Raw genomic sequence first — 16,361 nt, forward strand, 5'->3', positions numbered from 1 at the left:
CACCGCTGTACGGGCATCCGCGATGGCGGGACTTAGCCCACCGACCCCTCAAGCGAGATCGAAATCAACTTCTGCGCTTCCACGGCGAATTCCATCGGCAGCTGCTGCAACACGTCCTTCACAAAACCATTGACCACGAGGCCGACGGCTTCTTCCTGTGACAGGCCACGCTGGACGCAATAGAACAGCACGTCTTCGGAGATCTTCGACGTCGTTGCTTCGTGCTCGAACAATGTCGAAGAATTCTTCGCCTCGATATACGGCACGGTATGCGCGCCGCACTGATCGCCGATCAGGAGCGAGTCACAGGCCGTGAAGTTGCGTGCGTTCGTCGCCTTGCGATGCGCAGTGACGAGGCCGCGATAGGTGTTCTGCGACTTGCCGGCAGCGATACCCTTCGAGATGATCCGGCTCGTCGTGTTCTTGCCGAGATGGATCATCTTGGTGCCGCTATCGACCTGCTGATAGCCGTTCGAAATCGCGATCGAATAGAACTCGCCGCGCGAATTGTCGCCGCGCAGGATGCAGCTCGGATATTTCCAGGTGATGGCAGAGCCGGTCTCGACCTGGGTCCAGGAAATCTTCGAGCGGTCGCCGCGGCAATCACCACGCTTGGTGACGAAATTGTAGATGCCGCCCTTGCCTTCGGAATTGCCGGGGTACCAGTTCTGGACCGTCGAATACTTGATCTCGGCATCGTCATGGGTGACGAGCTCGACGACAGCCGCATGGAGCTGGTTCTCGTCGCGCTGCGGCGCCGTGCAGCCTTCGAGATAGCTGACATAGGCGCCCTTGTCGGCAATGATCAGCGTTCGTTCGAACTGGCCGGTGTTGCGCTCATTGATGCGGAAATAGGTCGACAGCTCCATCGGGCAACGCACGCCCGGCGGCACATAGACGAACGAGCCGTCGGAAAACACCGCGGAGTTCAGCGTGGCATAGAAGTTATCCGAGGTCGGCACGACCGTGCCGAGATACTGCTTCACCAGATCGGGATGCTCGCGGATGGCTTCCGAGATCGGCATGAAGATCACGCCGGCCTGCTTCAGTTCCTTCTGGAACGTGGTTGCGACCGACACCGAATCGAACACGGCATCGACGGCGATCCTGCGCTCACCTTCCGGACGCACGACGCCTTCCAGCGCCTCGATCTCGCGGAGAGGAATGCCGAGCTTCTTGTAGGTTTCGAGAATTTCAGGATCGATCTCGTCGATCGAGCCAATGGTCTTCTTCGGCTTCGGCGCTGAATAGTAATAGAGATCCTGGAAGTCGATCTTCGGATACTCGACCCGCGCCCACTTCGGCTCTTCCATGGTCAGCCAGCGGCGATACGCCTCAAGACGCCATTCCAGCATCCATGCCGGCTCGTTCTTCTTGGCGGAGATGTAACGAACGGTGTCTTCGGAAAGGCCCTTCGGGGCCTTCTCGGATTCGATGATGGTCTCGAATCCATAACGATATTGATCGACGTCGATCTGGCGAACCCGATCAACGGTCTCTTGTACGGCAGCCATTTTATCCTCCGCTCGCGGTTTCAAGGACCGCGGTGGATCAATCCAGAAACGTGAAACTCAAAGCTTGTCGGGGTTCTTTACGATGTTCCCGCGGGGAAATCACCCCTCTTAGAACCGTTCAAGCTGTGTTTCGTCGCTATGTTTAAGTAGTGTACCCGAGAGCTTTCGCCAAGCCTCCAGGCACCGATCGATGTCCGCTTCGGTGGTCGACCAGCCCAGACTGAGACGCACAGCACCCCGGGTCAGCTCCGGCCCGAAACCCATGGCTTCGAGCACGTGAGACGGCTGTACCTTACCAGAAGAACAGGCCGATCCCGACGATACCGCGATACCTTCGAGATCAAATCCAATTACGGCGGTCTCGGCGCGCAATCCGGGGGCGCCGAACAGGACCGTATTGGGCAGACGCGGCACATCTTGGGCGAACACAAGTCCATTGCTGGATTGCCGCAAGCCCGCCTCAAGCCGCTGACGCAGTTTTTCGACCCGTTTCATGTCAAGCGACGCGATAGCGGCCGTCACGGCGGCGCCGAAGCCGGCGATTCCGGGCACATTCTCGGTTCCCGCCCGACGCCCCAGTTCCTGCCCGCCGCCGCTGAGCAGCGCATTGAGCCCGGCGACGCCATTGGCCAAGACCAGCGCACCAATACCCTTTGGGCCGCCGATCTTGTGCGCAGAAATTGATAGAAGATCAGCCTGCAATAATTTGATATCTATTGGTATCTTTCCGAACGCTTGCACCGCATCGACATGCAGCAAGCCGCCGGCGTCATGCACGATGGCCGCAAGCTCAGGAATCGGTTGAAGGGCGCCGGTTTCATTATTGGCCAACATCACGGAAACCAGCGCCGGCTTCCCATCCGCCAGGAGCGCCCTCAACTCATCCGGTTTCACGACGCCATCGCGGTCCACGCCCAGCACCTGGAGGTCTTCCGCGGCGAAGCGCCCGCCCGCGAGCACCGAGGCGTGCTCCACCGCGGAGACGATCAGCCGCCGCACGGCCGCGCCTGGATTGCGCACCAGCCCGGGCGTTAGCGCCAGCACATTGGCTTCGGTTCCACCTGAGGTGAATATGACGTTTCGCGAATCTGCGCCCAAGGCACCTGCGACCGCCACACGGGCGTCCTCAACGATCCGGCGGGCCTGACGACCCTCGGTATGGACCGATGACGGGTTACCAGCCAAATCCCACGCGGCCACCATCGCCGCCCGCGCCTCAGGGCGCAGCGGTGTCGTCGCATTCCAGTCGAGATAGACCCGGTCTTTGGCCAATTCTGCTTTACCTTGAAGGACTTGGAGCCTTGCTGGCGGCATCGGACGTCGTCCGGTGTCGCGCGCCGTCTCTCTTAGCCCAATTGCTCACCAAATGCGCCCGCGGCAACGCATGTCACGGCCGCCGACACGTTCAATATGCTTGCTTTTCGCCCCTGCGCTCATGGTAGAACGCGGCCTCAACTTCACCCGGTGCCGCCCACCATCAACCTGGCGGTGCCCGATCGCCCTTTCCTCGCAGGGTCCCCTCCGAGCCATTCTCGCCGAGCCCTGCGCGAAACCGGCTGATCACGCCAAGAACGGGACCTAAGGATCACTATGCCCGAAGTTATTTTTACCGGTCCCGCAGGCCGTATTGAAGGCCGCTATCATCCGGCCAAGCAGAAGAACGCGCCGATCGCCATGGTGCTGCATCCGCATCCGCAATTCGCGGGCACGATGAACCACCAGATTGTCTACCAGTGCTATTACGCCTTCGTGCATCGCGGCTTCTCGGTGCTGCGCTTCAACTTCCGCGGTGTCGGTCGCAGCCAGGGCTCGTTCGACCACGGCACCGGCGAATTGTCGGACGCGGCAGCCGCGCTCGACTGGGCACAGACGATCAATCCCGAAGCGCGCGCCTGCTGGGTTGCCGGTTTCTCGTTTGGCGCCTGGATCGGCATGCAACTCCTGATGCGCCGCCCCGAGGTCGAAGGCTTCATCTCGATCGCGCCGCCGGCCAATCTCTATGATTTCTCGTTCCTCGCACCCTGCCCGTCGTCGGGCCTGATCGTGCACGGCGAGAAGGATGCGGTCGTGCCGCCGAAGGACGTCAACACGCTGGTCGAGAAGCTGAAGACCCAAAAGGGCATCGTGATCGATCAGCACATCATTCCGGGTGCCAATCACTTCTTCGATAACAAGCTCGAGCCGCTGATGGAATCGGTCACCGGCTATCTCGACATGCGCCTCGCCAACGTGCGCTGAGGCGTCGATCGGCCTCACGCCGGCCGCTTCATGTCAACCTAACAAAAAGCCCTCGGCCGGATCGGCCGAGGGCTTTTCAGTTTTAGGTCCTGATCGGGATCAGAACGAGCGCAGGATCTGGACCGAGCCGTTGTAAAGATTCTGATCCTTGATCTGGTAGGCCTGATTGGGCTTGCCAGTTGCCGTGCCGGTATAGGTGCCGTCGAGATTCTGATCGAGGCGGCTATAGGTGAATTCAGCCGACAGGGTCAGGTTCTTGACGGGGGTCCATGCAGTACGTGTACCGACCTGGGCAATTCCGAAATCAAAATTATTGGTCGTGCCGGTAATGCTGCCAGCCGTAGAGCCCGGGTTGGACGAACTGCTCGTTCCCAGGCGACCGCCGGCCGGGCTGAATGCCGCGGCGAGCATCGCGTTGCCGGCATCGCCATAGGAGATATGGCTGTAGTTGCCGAACACCGAGGTGCGCCATGCCGTGTTCCAGTAGTGCTCATAGAAGGCACTGACTTCCCAGGCATCGCTCTGCTGGATCGAGCTTCCCGGCGAATACACACCGTCGAGCACGTAGCCGAAGCCAACCGTGTTGCCATCGAATTTGGCAAAACGACCGCCGCCGGACGTTTCGAGCGAGCCGCCGGTGAAGGCGTAACGCGCAGCGCCCTTGGCATAAGACGCTTCGATCTTCAGGCTGTCGTTTGCACCGGTCGGCAAGACCTTGAATTCCACCGCGCCGCTGACGGCAAAGCCGTAGACATCGTCAGGATGTCCGAAGGATTCGTTAGCCCCGTAGAAGCCGGCCGTGGATGTGTGCATGGCCGCAGCGAAATGCAGCGAGCCCCACTTCTGATCGAGCCGAAGGTTGCCGACGACATCAGGAATATGGTTGCCGCCCGTGGCGTTGCCGAAGAACGTGTTCGAATTGGTGCCGTAGAAGGCACCGGTGAACGACCCCGCGCCCGGCGCGACGATGAAGGTCGCGGTATTGTAGAGGCCAGCATTGCGATAGGGCGACGCATTCTCGAGCGCGATGGTGCCCGAGAAACCGTTGCCAAATTCAGCTGTGTAAGCGATTTGGGGGATGCCGGTCGTATTGCTCGAACCCGCAAGGAAGCCCGATGAGATCCAGGGTTTGGTCAGCGCCCATTGCGGATCGAAGTTCGACACAGCCTTACCGAAGGTGAATCCGGCGAACTGGATGAATGCGAAATCCACTTCCGTGAAGCCGCCTGCGATGCTGTCGCGGTTCTGCGTGAAGTCGAGCTGCATGTTTGCATAGGTACGCACCACGCCGTATTCGGACGCCGTGCGCGTATCGGTCGTGATGTTGATACGTTCGCGTGTGAGGAAGTTATCCTTGGTCCAGAGATTGTTGCCGCCGGCGCCGCCCTGCCAGAACGGCGCGTCGTAGGGGCCACCGTTAAAAGTCGTATCGAGGCGGATCGCGCCGCCGATCTTGATGCAGGTGTCGGTGCCCGGGATGTAGTAGAAGCCAGCACCATAGATCGAGCAGATCTTCACGTATTCGACAGCCTTGGCCTTCACCGGAAGGTCCGCCGCCTGGGCAGTGCTCGCTGCCAGCAACGCTGCAGCGGAACCAAGTATCATTTGCTTCATCGTGGTGGTCATATCGCCTCCGTACCGATCGTATCGGCACGCGCGATTGCCCCGGGCGTGCCATTCATGAGGCAGAGTTGTGGAAGATCATGTTGCGAAACAATGCGCGCGGTCGATTGTCGCAGCATCATTTTCCGGCTGTGTGCTTTCGGCAACATTATCGGCAAGCCGCGGCATTTCCGTACCGAACTTATCACGAGATTTAATGATGCCATCACGCATCCGTGTCCGCGGCAGCTTGCCGACTACCACAGGCATCGACGCCGTTATTCGCGATCAACCTGATTCGTTGAGTGAGTCGAATCGCCTTAGCTATGACGAACTTCGCACTAGCTCGCGAGGTAGTCCGCTCTCACACCGCCCGTCATCGGCTCCGGCACACCAGTCGTTGCCGGATAGCTCAACGGCAAGCCCGCAAGCGAACGCGCGGCCAGGAACGCGAAGGCCTGCGCTTCCATCGCATCGGCCGACCAGCCCAGGTCATTCGCACTCTCGACGCTAGCGGCCGGCAATCGCTCCCGCAGCATGCGCAGCATCGTCGGATTGCGTGCGCCGCCGCCGGTGATGATCCAGCTGCGCGGCGGCTTCGGTAACAGCGGCGCAATGCTGGCGATGGTCGCCGCGGTGAACGCCGTCAGTGTCGCTGCACCATCAGCCGGAGTCGTATCGCTCAGTTGCAATGCAGCGAAGTGATTACGATCAAGCGACTTCGGCGGTGCTGCCGCAAAGAACGGATTCTGCAATCCCCGCGCGATCCACGCATCATCGACGCGGCCCTGCGCCGCCAGTGCGCCATCCGCATCGAACGGCTGCCCCGTTGCGCGCAACACGAAATCATCGAGCAGCGCATTGCCCGGACCGGTGTCGCAGGCAATCAACGCGATATCGCCATCAATGTAAGTCACATTGGACACCCCGCCGATATTGACCACGGCCATGGGCCCGTCGCGATGCAGTCCCTGCGCCAAGGCACGGTGATAGACCGGCACCAGCGGCGCTCCCTGCCCGCCCGCAGCCACGTCAGCCGCGCGCAGGTCGTGGATCACCGGCAGGCCGAGCATCCCGGCAAGACTCGCCCCATCGCCAATCTGCACGGTGAGTCGATCGGCGGGACGATGCAGCACGGTCTGGCCGTGAAAGCCGATGATGTCGATGCTGCCTCGTGCGATGCCATGATCAGTCAGAAACGCCTCGACCGCCTCAGCATGGACCGATGTAACCACCCGCTCCGCCTCGGCCAGACTGCCCGGTCTGATATCGCGCCGGCTCAGTTGCACGGCCTCAGCCAGCGCCTGGCGCAACACGGCACGCTCAGCCTCGCTATATGGCCGATACCCCGACGGGCCAAACGACCCGACCCGTTCGCCATCAGTCTCGATCAGGGCGACATCGACCCCGTCCAGCGAGGTTCCGCTCATTAGTCCGATCGCGGTCAGCATATCAGGCACACGGCAAAGCCCTCATTTCCGGTCAAAACTTGTGTCGAAGCGTCCAATCTTATAATGCCACAGGCACTTTGGGGCAGCCAGCACGCCCCCACCTTGCCGCCAATCCATTGAGACAGCGTAAAATTATCCAACCGAGCCGTAAACCGATGACCACCTACAAGTCCGATTTTCTCAACGTCCTGCAGAGCCGCGGCCTGATCCATCAGGTCTCCGATGCCGAGGCGCTGGACGCCGCCTGCTGCAAGGGACCGGTCACGGCTTATGTGGGTTATGACGCTACGGCGACCAGCCTGCATATCGGCAATCTGATCTCGGTGACCATGTTGTACTGGTTTCAGCAGACCGGCCATCGCCCGATCACGCTGATGGGTGGCGGCACCTCCATGGTCGGCGACCCGTCGTTCCGGGACGACCAGCGACAATTGCTGACGGTCGAGAAGATCGCGGAGAACATCGAAGGCATCAAGAAAATCTTCGGCAAGATGCTGACCTATGGCGACGGCCCGACCGACGCACTGATGGTCAACAATGCGGACTGGCTGCTGAAGCTGAACTATGTCGAATTCCTGCGCGACGTCGGCCGCCACTTCTCGGTCAATCGTATGTTGTCCTTCGACAGCGTGAAGCTGCGCCTTGATCGCGACCAGTCGCTGTCCTTCCTCGAATTCAACTACATGATCATGCAGGGCTACGACTTCGTCGAGCTCAATCGCCGCTACGGCACGCTGCTGCAGATGGGTGGCTCCGATCAGTGGGGCAACATCATCAATGGCGTCGATCTCAGCCACCGCATGGGCGGCCCGCAGCTCTACGCGCTGACAACGCCGCTGCTCACCAAGTCATCTGGCGAGAAGATGGGCAAGTCGGCCTCGGGCGCGGTCTGGCTCAACGGCGACCTCTTCAGCCCCTATGACTTCTGGCAATACTTCCGCAACACCGAGGACGCCGATGTCGGCCGCTTCCTCAAAGTCTTCACACGCCTGCCGCTGGACGAGATCGCCAGGCTCGCATCCTTGGGCGGTTCGGAGATCAACGAGGCCAAGAAGATTCTCGCAACCGAAGCGACTGCGGTCGTACACGGCCGCGATGCAGCAAATGCGGCGGCGGAAACCGCACGCAAGACCTTCGAGGAAGGCGCGCTCGCCGACAGCTTGCCGACCGTCAATATTCCGCGCGCCGAACTGGATGCAGGCGTCGGCGTCCTCGCTGCCTTCGTCAATGCCGGTTTCGTCACGTCGAATGGCGAAGCGCGGCGGCAAATCAAGGGCGGCGGCTTGCGCGTCAACGATGTTGCGGTGACCGACGAGAAGATGATGCTGACCCCCGCGCTGCTGACGGAAGGCGTCATCAAGCTCTCGCTCGGGAAGAAGCGGCACATCCTGCTCAAGCCTGCATAGCCACATTCGTCCAGCGCACTTGTTCATGCACTGCGAAACGCGCTCCATGGCGCAGCTGTCGCAAACGCCGTGAAGAAGAAGCCAGATGGATTTGAAGACGTCCCAACGCACCGGGCTGACTGTTCTCGGTGTCTGTTTCACACTGTCCGTGCTGGGACGCGGCCTGCAGGAAAGCTTCACTGTCTTTCTGCTCCCGATCTCACAATCCTTCGGCTGGGACCGAGCCGAGGTCGTCTCGATCTATTCGCTCATCGCGCTCTGCGTCGGCCTTGCGGGACCGCTGGTCGGACGGCTGTTCGACCGGTCCGGTCCGCGTACCGTGTTCCTGACCGGTATCGCCCTGCTTGGTGGCTCACTGCTCGCAGCAGCCTATGCAGAGAAACTCTGGCAATTTCAGCTCGCGCTCGGCCTCTGCCTCGGTTTCGCAATCGCCTGTATCGGCAATGTGCCTAACTCCCTGCTGCTCGGACGCTGGTTCGGCAAACGGTTGCCGACCGCGATGTCCGTCGTGTATTCGGCAACCGGCGCCGGCGTGTTGTTGATGCTACCTATCGCCCAGTTGCTGATCGATCACGTCGAATGGCGCGGCGCCTATCGCATCTTCGGCTTTGGCGTCCTGGCGCTGCTGGTGCCCTTGCTGTTTCTGCCATGGCGCAGGTTCGGCGCGGGCTCACCGCATCTCGAGAAGCCGCAGACAAGCGAGACGCTTATCGACGAGGGTTGGACCCTGATTAGCGCCATGCGCCATCACGCATTCTGGGCTTTGTTCGGGACCTTCTTCTTTACGGCCATCGGTATGTATGCGATCTCGCCGCAGGTCGTCGCCTATCTGATCGATGTCGGTTTCCCGCCGCTGCAGGCGGCGACCGCCTGGGGCTTCAGCGGCGTGGTGCTGCTATTCGGCATGCTCGGTGTCAGCTGGCTGGACGGCGTGATCGGTCGACGGCCGTCCATTCTGTTCAGCTACAGCCTGTCGCTCCTCGGCATCGTCATGCTCTGGCTGCTGCAATGGTATCCGAACTATGCGCTGCTTACTGGCTTCGTCGTCTGCTTCGGCAGCATGATCGGCTCGCGCGGCCCGCTACTGACCGCAACGGCGATGAAGATCTTTCGCGGCAAGCGGGTCGGCACGATCTATGGGACAATCACCTTCGGCAGCGGACTTGGATCCGCGCTCGGTTCATGGACCGGCGGCCTGCTGCATGACTGGACCCAGAGCTACAACTCGCTGCTCGCCTTTGCCTTGATCAGCGTCGTGATCGGCATGATCCCGTTTCTCGTCGTCCCTGCCTTGCGCCGCTAAATCGCTACGCGCACGTTCGCACAGCGAACTCATTGAGTTTGTCAGCTTTCACGATTGGTAAGCGACTCGCTGGTATCTCTTTGCCAGTAGTGCTCCGATCAGAGGTCGACATGAGTTTGCTTAGCCGTTTCACCATTCGCACCAAGCTCACCAGCATGGTGCTGGTCTCTGCTGCGTCTATTTGCGCCATCATCGCGGTGGCCGCTTCGCTGAGCCAGAAGCGCATGCAGCAGGATCGGATGGAACAGCTCCACACCGCGGTCGACTTGATGGTTGGCATGGCCGACAGCATGCAGGAAGAAATTACAGCCGGAAAGATCACCCTGGCTGACGCCCAGATGCGCTATCGCCAGCTCGCCCGCAACATGACCTTCGGCAACAAGCAGGGCTATCTCGTCGCCTACAAACCTGATGGCGTTCTCCTGGTGAATGCCGGCAACCCGAAGCTGGAAGACAAGAACACGGGCGCCAAGGATTCCAATGGCATCCTGATTTCCAGAGCAATCATCGACGCCGCACGCCAGACCGCCAATGGCGGCAGCACTTACTATCTCTATCCGCGTCCCGGCCAGACCGAGCCGACCGCCAAAATGGTCTTTGCTCGTTACTATGCCCCATGGGATATCACCTTCAGCACCGGCCTTTATATCGATGACCTCGACGCCGACGTGAATGCTCTCCTCGTCCGCCTCGGCTCGCTCGGCGCCGGCGTCCTCGCTGTGATGGCACTGCTGTCCTTTCTGATGGCCAGCGACATCCTGAGCGCACTCCGCCGGCTGCAGGCACGTATGCACGCGATTGCCAATGGCGCGCTCGATGAGAATGTCGGCGAAACCGACCGCGGCGACGAAATCGGCCGCATGGCCGAAACGCTGGAAATGCTGCGCCAGACCTCGCTGACCGCCCGCTCCCTCGAAGCCGAGCAGGCCAAGTTGAAACAGATGAGTGAAGCCGAGAAGCGCGATGCGCTGATTGCCCTCGCCGATCGTTTCGACTCCTCGGTCGGCCAGTTGGTCGGCCTGATGGCATCCGGTTCCACCGAACTCGAAGCCACCGCGCAGTCGATGAGCGGCACCGCCGCCCGCACCAATGACCAGGCCGGCATCGTCAACACTGCCGCCTTGCAAGCCAGCACCCGCGTGCAGACGGTCGCCGCCGCCGCCGAGGAACTGTCATCGTCTATCGCCGAGATCGCGCGTCAGATGGCGCAGTCGGCCAAGATCACCACCCACGCCGTCGATAGCGCCCGCCGCACCGACACCATCGTTCGCGCCCTCGCTGACGGCGCGCAGCAGATCGAGCATGTCGTAGAACTGATCTCGACGATTGCCGGCCAGACCAACTTGCTGGCGCTAAATGCCACGATCGAAGCCGCCCGCGCCGGTGATGCAGGCCGCGGCTTCGCCGTCGTGGCGACCGAAGTGAAGAGCCTTGCCGGTCAGACCGCCGACGCCACCAAGGAAATCAGCACCCGCATCGCGCAGATCCAGAGTGCGACCAAGGAAGCTGTCGACGCGATCCAGGGCATCACCGCCACCATCGAGGAAGTCAGCGCCATCGCCACCACGATCGGCTCCGCCATTGAGGAGCAAGGTGCCGCGACCGCGGAGATCGCCCGCAACGTGACGCAGACGGCGCAGGCTACGCAGGACGTCACTACCAATATTGGCGGCGTCAGCGCTGCCGCGCATGAGACCGGCGACGCTGCCGGCATGGTGCTCAACGCCGCTTCCGGCCTATCGAAGCAGGCCGAGCAATTGTCTGGTGAAGTCACGACGTTCCTCGCCGGCGTGCGGGCTGCCTAAGCATGACGAACTAAATCCCATTGAATGAAAGGCGCAGTCAGCAATGACTGCGCCTTTTTCATTTCAGGACCTGACGAAGCGGCACATGCTGAAAGGGATGCATTGCAACCCGTGATTTACCATTGGTAAGCAGATTGACGGTATCATTGTCTGGCCACTCTCACGCCGAGGTCCAGATGAGTCTGCTCAGTAACTTCACGATCCGCACCAAGCTCGTCAGCATGGTCGCGGTCTCTGCCATTGCGGTCTGCGCCGTCATCGCGGTCGCCGCTTCGCTTAGTCAGAAGCGGATGATGGAGGATCGGATTTTGCAGCTCCGCACCGCCGTCGATCTTGTCACTGGCCTCGCGCAATCGCTCCAGGACGAAGTTGAAGCGGGCAAGATGAAGTTGCCCGAAGCCGAAGATCAGCTTCGCCTGCGCAGCCGGCGCATGTTGTTCGACAAGGGACAGGGCTACGTGCTCGCCTATCGCGCCGACTCCACCGTGATGGTCCACGGCACGCTGCCGAAGCTCGAAGGCACCATCACCAACGGCAAGGATTCCAATGGCGTCCTGATCGCCTCCGCCGTCATCGCCGCCGCCAACAGCAAGCCTGAAGGTGCGACCGCGACCTATCTGTATCCACGTCCTGGACAGGATGAGCCCCGACCGAAAGTCGTGTTCGCCCGTAAATTCGCGCCGTGGAACGTCGTCATTAGCATTGGCGTCTATGTGGACGACCTCGATGCCGACATGAACGCCCTGCTGATGCGGCTCGGCTCTATTGGTGCCGGCGTGCTCGCACTTATGGCGCTGCTGTCCTGGCTGATTTCCAGCGACATTCTGGGCGCACTGCGCCGGTTGCAGTCACGCATGCATGACATCGCCAATGGCGCGCTCGACGCCAAGGTTGAGGAGACTGATCGCGGCGACGAAATCGGCCGCATGGCGGAAACGCTGGAGATGCTGCGCCAGACATCGCTGACGGCGCGCTCCCTCGAGGCCGAGCAGACCAAAATGAAAAGCCTCAGCGAAGCCGAGAAGCGCGAGGCGTTGATCGCCCTTGCCAATCGCTTCGACGCATCCGTCGGCCAGCTGGTCGGACTGATGGCGTCGGGTTCGACCGAGCTCGAAGCCACCGCACAGTCCATGACGGGGACGGCCGACCGGACCAACCAGCAGGCCACGATGGTGAGTTCGGCTGCGACCGAAGCCAGCACACGCGTTCAGACAGTCGCATCTGCCGCCGAAGAACTGTCGTCCTCGATCACCGAGATCGCCCGCCAGATGGCCCAGTCCGCCAAGATCACGTCGCACGCGGTGGATAGTGCACGCCGCACCGACACCATCGTGCGCGCGCTGGCCGATGGCGCGCAGCAGATCGAACATGTTGTCGAACTGATCCAGACCATCGCCGCCCAGACCAATCTGCTCGCGTTGAACGCCACCATCGAAGCTGCACGTGCCGGCGATGCCGGCCGTGGCTTTGCTGTGGTCGCCACCGAGGTAAAGAGCCTGGCCGGCCAGACTGCCGATGCCACCAAGGAGATCAGCACCCGCATCGCGCAGATCCAGAGCGCAACCAAGGAAGCCGTCGACGCAATTCAGGGCATCACCGCCACGATCGAAGAAGTCAGCGCCATCGCCACCACGATCGGCTCTGCTATCGAGGAGCAAGGTACGGCGACTGCGGAAATTGCTCGCAACGTGACGCAGACGGCGCAGGCGACCCAGAACGTCACTACCAATATCGGCGGTGTCAGCTCGGCAGCGCACGAGACCGGCAACGCTGCGGGCATGGTGCTGAGTGCGGCAACCGGCCTGTCGAAACAGGCCGAGCAACTGTCCGGCGAAGTCAAAACCTTCCTCGCCGGCGTTCGCGCCGCCTGACGCAGATATCCCTCAAGCACGAAGGGCGCGGTCAGCAATGACTGCGCCCTTTGCTATTTTAGGAGTGACTGCCGATCAACGCGCGGTGAAGCCGCCGTCCACCGGCAGCGCAACGCCCGTGATAAAGGAGGCATCGTCCGAACCGAGCCACAGCGCGGCATGCGCCACATCCTCGGCCTTGCAGAGACGGCCCATGGGCACCGCCGCCAAAAGCTTGGCCTCGTTGGCCGCAGCTTCCGCTGCGACGCCCGAGCGGCCGGTGAAACCGAGCTTCATCGGCGTATCCGCAAGACCCGGGCAGATCACGTTGACGCGGACTTGATCGGAAGCGAATGCCTGTGCCAGCGACTTGGTGAGGCCGACCACAGCGAACTTAGCAGCCGAATAGATCGGGCTCATCATGGAGCCGACAATGCCCGACACCGACGAGGTGAAGATCACCGAGCCGCCGCCACGCTTGCGCATGTGCTTGATCACTTCGCCGGCCGCCAGCGTCGCCGAGGTGACGTTGAGCGCCATCGCAAATTCATAGGCCGTGAGGTCGAGATTCTCGACGCCGGCCGGACCCGGCGTGCCGGCATGAGCCCAGAGGATATCGATACCGCCAAGCGCGGCAGCCGCGTCGTTGATTGAACTCTTCATCTGTTCGGTTTTCGACAGATCGGCCTGGATGGTGGTGAGCTCATAACCCAGCTTCTTCATGTCGGATTTGAGCTGCGCGAGCGCGTCCGCATTTACGTCAATGGCGGCGACCTTGGCGCCTTCCTTGAGGAACAGTTCGACGCCGGCGCGTCCCATGCCCGATGCAGCAGCGGTGACGGCGGCGAGTTTATTGGCGAGACGCATTCTGTTGTCCTTGTGGTGTTTTAAAATTGCAGTTCAGACAATGAAAAACGCGCAGTGCGGGGTCACCGACATCTACGCGTTCTCATCGTTCGTTGTTGCGCCGTTACTTGATCAGCGGGCAGCCGCCGTCCTTGAGCGGACGGAATGCGGTATCGGCCGGGATCGTCGCCAGAACATTGTAATAATCGTACGGCATCTTCGACTCAGCGGGCTTCTTGACCTGCAGCAGATACATGTCGTGCAGCACGCGGCCGTCCTCACGTAGCGTGGTCTTGCCGAACAGCGGATCGTCGAACGTGCCCATCTCGCGGATCGCCTTGACGACCGCCGCGCCATCCTTCGGCGAGCCTACCTTGGCGACCGCCTTCAGATAGGTGAGCGACGCCGAATAAGCGCCGGCCTGGTTCATACTGGGATAACGGCCGTTGTTGCGCTTGGCGAAGCGCTCGCCAAAGGTGCGAGTCTGCTCATTCAGATCCCAATAAAAGCCCTCAGTGAGCTGCAGGCCCTGCGCCGTGTTGAGACCAAGCGAATGGATATCCGAAATGAACATCAGCATGCCGGCGAGCTTCTGGCCTGCCTGCACGATGCCGAACTCCGAGGCCTGTTTGATCGCCTTGATGGTATCGCCGCCGGCATTCGCCAGTGCGATGACCTCGGCCTTGGAGGCCTGCGCCTGCAGCAGATAGGACGCGAAATCGTTCGAATCAGTCGGGTGCTTGATACTGCCGAGCACCTTGCCACCATTGGCATTGATGACGGCTGTAGCATCACGCTCTAGCGAAGCGCCCAGCGCGAAGTCGACAGTAAGGAAGAACCAGCTCTTGCCGCCGGCCTTGGTCATGGCGTCGGCCGTCCCGTGCGCCAGCGCCCAGGTGTCATAGGTCCAATGCACCGAGTTCGGCGTGCAGGCCTTGCCCGTCAGGTCCGACGTGCCTGATGCCGTGAACAGCGCGACCTTGTTGAGCTCCGCCGTGAGCGGCGCGACAGCCAGCGAGGTGGCGCTGGTCGGAATGTCGACGAGAACGTCGACGCCTTCGGTCTCGTACCACTTGCGCGCGATGTTGCGCGCGATGTCCGGCTTGTTCTGCGGATCGCCCTGGATCACCTCGACCTTGAACTTGTCGGCGCCCGGAAGCTTGTTGAAATCCTCGATAGCCATCTTGGTGGCGTCGAACGAACCCATGCCGCCGATATCAGAGAAAATGCCGGACATGTCGGCGAGGACGCCCAGCTTCACTGGCGTCTGTGCCGACGCCATCTGCGCGGACAGCAATCCGAGCGACAGCGCCACGGCTGACACGGCAACAGTATTGCGAATGGTCATCTATTCCTCCCCTGACAAATTCCGTGATTCCCCCTGGCAAGGCGCCAGCCCGGCAATCACGTGAATAATTCTTGTTTATGAATTTATAAGACCTATACGTGAATTGTAAGTCAAGGCCACCGCCGCCGATCTGGATGGCTTCAAGGACGTTTCAGCGATACAGGGCCAATCAGAACGCGCAGAATCGCAAGCGTGTCGCGACGCGTGACGTGCCAACAAGGAAGAATGAGATTTCCAATGCTGGTCAGACAAGCTGCCAACGTCCTGGAACTGATGGAATATTTTGCCCGGCGCAAACGCCCCGCGACGCTGGCCGAAATTTCGGATGACCTCGGCTGGCCGCGCTCCAGTACGTTCAATCTCGTCGGCACCATCGCCGACAAGGGCTGGCTCTATGAGCCCCGTGCGCGCAACGGCTACTATCCCAGCCCCCGCTGGTTAATGCTTGCCCGCGCTGTCGCAGATGCCGAGCCGCTCCCGGACGCGGCCCATGCGCTGGTGACCGAAATCGCCGACCAGACCGGCGAAACGACCGGCGTCGCCGCCCTCGCCGGAACGTCAGCAATCTTCCTGGATGTCGTCGAGTCCACGCATTCGGTGCGCTACTTCGCGCAGATAGGCGACCGCGTTCCGGTCCATGCAAGTTCGGTGGGCCGCGCCATTCTCGAGCAGCATTCGCCCGAGGAACGCAAGGCGATCTATCGCAAGATCAAGTTCGAAGCCTTCTCCCACACGACACCGACAACGGCAGAGGCGATCGAGGACGAACTCAGAGAGGCGGCCGAGCGCGGTTATCAGCAAAGTTCATCGGAATATATCGCCGACCTCGCGGGTGTCGCCGTGCCCTTGCCGGTGCAACATCGCCGGTTGTCGCTGGTGGTTGCCGGTCCGACGTCGCGCTGCCTGACACGGCGTCCCGAAACGGCAGCCATCATCCAGAAGCTGATACAGAGATTCGCATCCGAACTCGCGTCAAGCTAAGCCCCGCCCAATACGGC

Annotated in this window: 12 protein-coding genes; 6 read left to right on the top strand and 6 right to left on the bottom strand. The window is 61.2% G+C overall.

Features of this window, described 5'->3' with window-relative positions:
* Window positions 1-32: 32 nt before the first annotated feature.
* Window positions 33-1,514, bottom strand: a complete 1,482-nt coding sequence (sufB, locus tag AB7783_RS08790) for a Fe-S cluster assembly protein SufB (RefSeq protein WP_439063959.1) — start codon at window positions 1,512-1,514, stop codon at window positions 33-35.
* A gap of 108 nt (window positions 1,515-1,622) precedes the next feature.
* Complete coding sequence (locus AB7783_RS08795; RefSeq protein WP_441277401.1) at window positions 1,623-2,786, bottom strand: cysteine desulfurase family protein; 1,164 nt, start codon at window positions 2,784-2,786, stop codon at window positions 1,623-1,625.
* 318 nt (window positions 2,787-3,104) lie between these two features.
* On the opposite strand from AB7783_RS08795, the gene AB7783_RS08800 reads away from it, so the two are divergent.
* Window positions 3,105-3,752, top strand: coding sequence for an alpha/beta hydrolase (locus AB7783_RS08800; protein ID WP_068736626.1), 648 nt, complete (start codon window positions 3,105-3,107; stop codon window positions 3,750-3,752).
* A gap of 99 nt (window positions 3,753-3,851) precedes the next feature.
* On the opposite strand, the gene AB7783_RS08805 is transcribed toward AB7783_RS08800, so the two are convergent.
* On the bottom strand, window positions 3,852-5,378 hold the full coding sequence (locus tag AB7783_RS08805; RefSeq protein ID WP_441277402.1) for a porin: 1,527 nt from the start codon (window positions 5,376-5,378) through the stop codon (window positions 3,852-3,854).
* A gap of 317 nt (window positions 5,379-5,695) precedes the next feature.
* Window positions 5,696-6,805 carry an anhydro-N-acetylmuramic acid kinase gene (locus tag AB7783_RS08810; RefSeq protein ID WP_441277403.1) on the bottom strand — a complete coding sequence of 370 codons (1,110 nt, stop codon included), beginning with the start codon at window positions 6,803-6,805 and terminating at the stop codon, window positions 5,696-5,698.
* Between the two features lie 155 nt (window positions 6,806-6,960).
* Between AB7783_RS08810 and tyrS the strand changes: the two genes are divergently transcribed.
* The 4 genes from tyrS (at window position 6,961) to AB7783_RS08830 (ending at window position 13,190) form a co-directional block, all read left to right on the top strand.
* Window positions 6,961-8,211 (top strand): tyrosine--tRNA ligase, encoded by a 1,251-nt coding sequence (gene tyrS / locus AB7783_RS08815; RefSeq protein WP_441277404.1) that lies wholly within the window; start codon window positions 6,961-6,963, stop codon window positions 8,209-8,211.
* Window positions 8,212-8,296: 85 nt separating this feature from the next.
* Window positions 8,297-9,514 carry an MFS transporter gene (locus AB7783_RS08820; RefSeq protein ID WP_089264673.1) on the top strand — a complete coding sequence of 406 codons (1,218 nt, stop codon included), beginning with the start codon at window positions 8,297-8,299 and terminating at the stop codon, window positions 9,512-9,514.
* A gap of 110 nt (window positions 9,515-9,624) precedes the next feature.
* A complete protein-coding gene (locus tag AB7783_RS08825; protein WP_441277405.1) occupies window positions 9,625-11,319 on the top strand; it encodes a methyl-accepting chemotaxis protein in 1,695 nt (564 codons plus the stop codon).
* A gap of 176 nt (window positions 11,320-11,495) precedes the next feature.
* Window positions 11,496-13,190, top strand: a complete 1,695-nt coding sequence (locus AB7783_RS08830) for a methyl-accepting chemotaxis protein (protein WP_441277406.1) — start codon at window positions 11,496-11,498, stop codon at window positions 13,188-13,190.
* 75 nt (window positions 13,191-13,265) lie between these two features.
* Here the strand turns inward: AB7783_RS08830 and AB7783_RS08835 are convergent, their stop codons facing one another.
* Both AB7783_RS08835 and AB7783_RS08840 read right to left on the bottom strand, forming a co-directional pair.
* Window positions 13,266-14,036 (bottom strand): SDR family NAD(P)-dependent oxidoreductase, encoded by a 771-nt coding sequence (locus tag AB7783_RS08835; RefSeq protein ID WP_120289404.1) that lies wholly within the window; start codon window positions 14,034-14,036, stop codon window positions 13,266-13,268.
* 103 nt (window positions 14,037-14,139) lie between these two features.
* Window positions 14,140-15,363, bottom strand: coding sequence for an ABC transporter substrate-binding protein (locus AB7783_RS08840; RefSeq protein ID WP_441277407.1), 1,224 nt, complete (start codon window positions 15,361-15,363; stop codon window positions 14,140-14,142).
* 237 nt (window positions 15,364-15,600) lie between these two features.
* Between AB7783_RS08840 and AB7783_RS08845 the strand changes: the two genes are divergently transcribed.
* A complete protein-coding gene (locus AB7783_RS08845; protein ID WP_175368901.1) occupies window positions 15,601-16,344 on the top strand; it encodes an IclR family transcriptional regulator in 744 nt (247 codons plus the stop codon).
* The last annotated feature ends 17 nt before the right edge of the window (window positions 16,345-16,361 follow it).

Source organism: Tardiphaga sp. 172_B4_N1_3, assembly GCF_052076035.1.
Classification (GTDB): Bacteria; Pseudomonadota; Alphaproteobacteria; order Rhizobiales; family Xanthobacteraceae; genus Tardiphaga; species Tardiphaga robiniae.

Coding starts and splice junctions, on each gene's coding strand:
- sufB (WP_439063959.1), bottom strand. CDS start 1,514: ATGGCTGCCGTACAAGAGACCGTTGATCGGGTTCGCCAGATCGACGTC.
- AB7783_RS08830 (WP_441277406.1), top strand. CDS start 11,496: ATGAGTCTGCTCAGTAACTTCACGATCCGCACCAAGCTCGTCAGCATG.
- AB7783_RS08800 (WP_068736626.1), top strand. CDS start 3,105: ATGCCCGAAGTTATTTTTACCGGTCCCGCAGGCCGTATTGAAGGCCGC.
- tyrS (WP_441277404.1), top strand. CDS start 6,961: ATGACCACCTACAAGTCCGATTTTCTCAACGTCCTGCAGAGCCGCGGC.
- AB7783_RS08820 (WP_089264673.1), top strand. CDS start 8,297: ATGGATTTGAAGACGTCCCAACGCACCGGGCTGACTGTTCTCGGTGTC.
- AB7783_RS08825 (WP_441277405.1), top strand. CDS start 9,625: ATGAGTTTGCTTAGCCGTTTCACCATTCGCACCAAGCTCACCAGCATG.
- AB7783_RS08805 (WP_441277402.1), bottom strand. CDS start 5,378: ATGACCACCACGATGAAGCAAATGATACTTGGTTCCGCTGCAGCGTTG.
- AB7783_RS08845 (WP_175368901.1), top strand. CDS start 15,601: ATGCTGGTCAGACAAGCTGCCAACGTCCTGGAACTGATGGAATATTTT.
- AB7783_RS08835 (WP_120289404.1), bottom strand. CDS start 14,036: ATGCGTCTCGCCAATAAACTCGCCGCCGTCACCGCTGCTGCATCGGGC.
- AB7783_RS08810 (WP_441277403.1), bottom strand. CDS start 6,805: ATGCTGACCGCGATCGGACTAATGAGCGGAACCTCGCTGGACGGGGTC.
- AB7783_RS08840 (WP_441277407.1), bottom strand. CDS start 15,363: ATGACCATTCGCAATACTGTTGCCGTGTCAGCCGTGGCGCTGTCGCTC.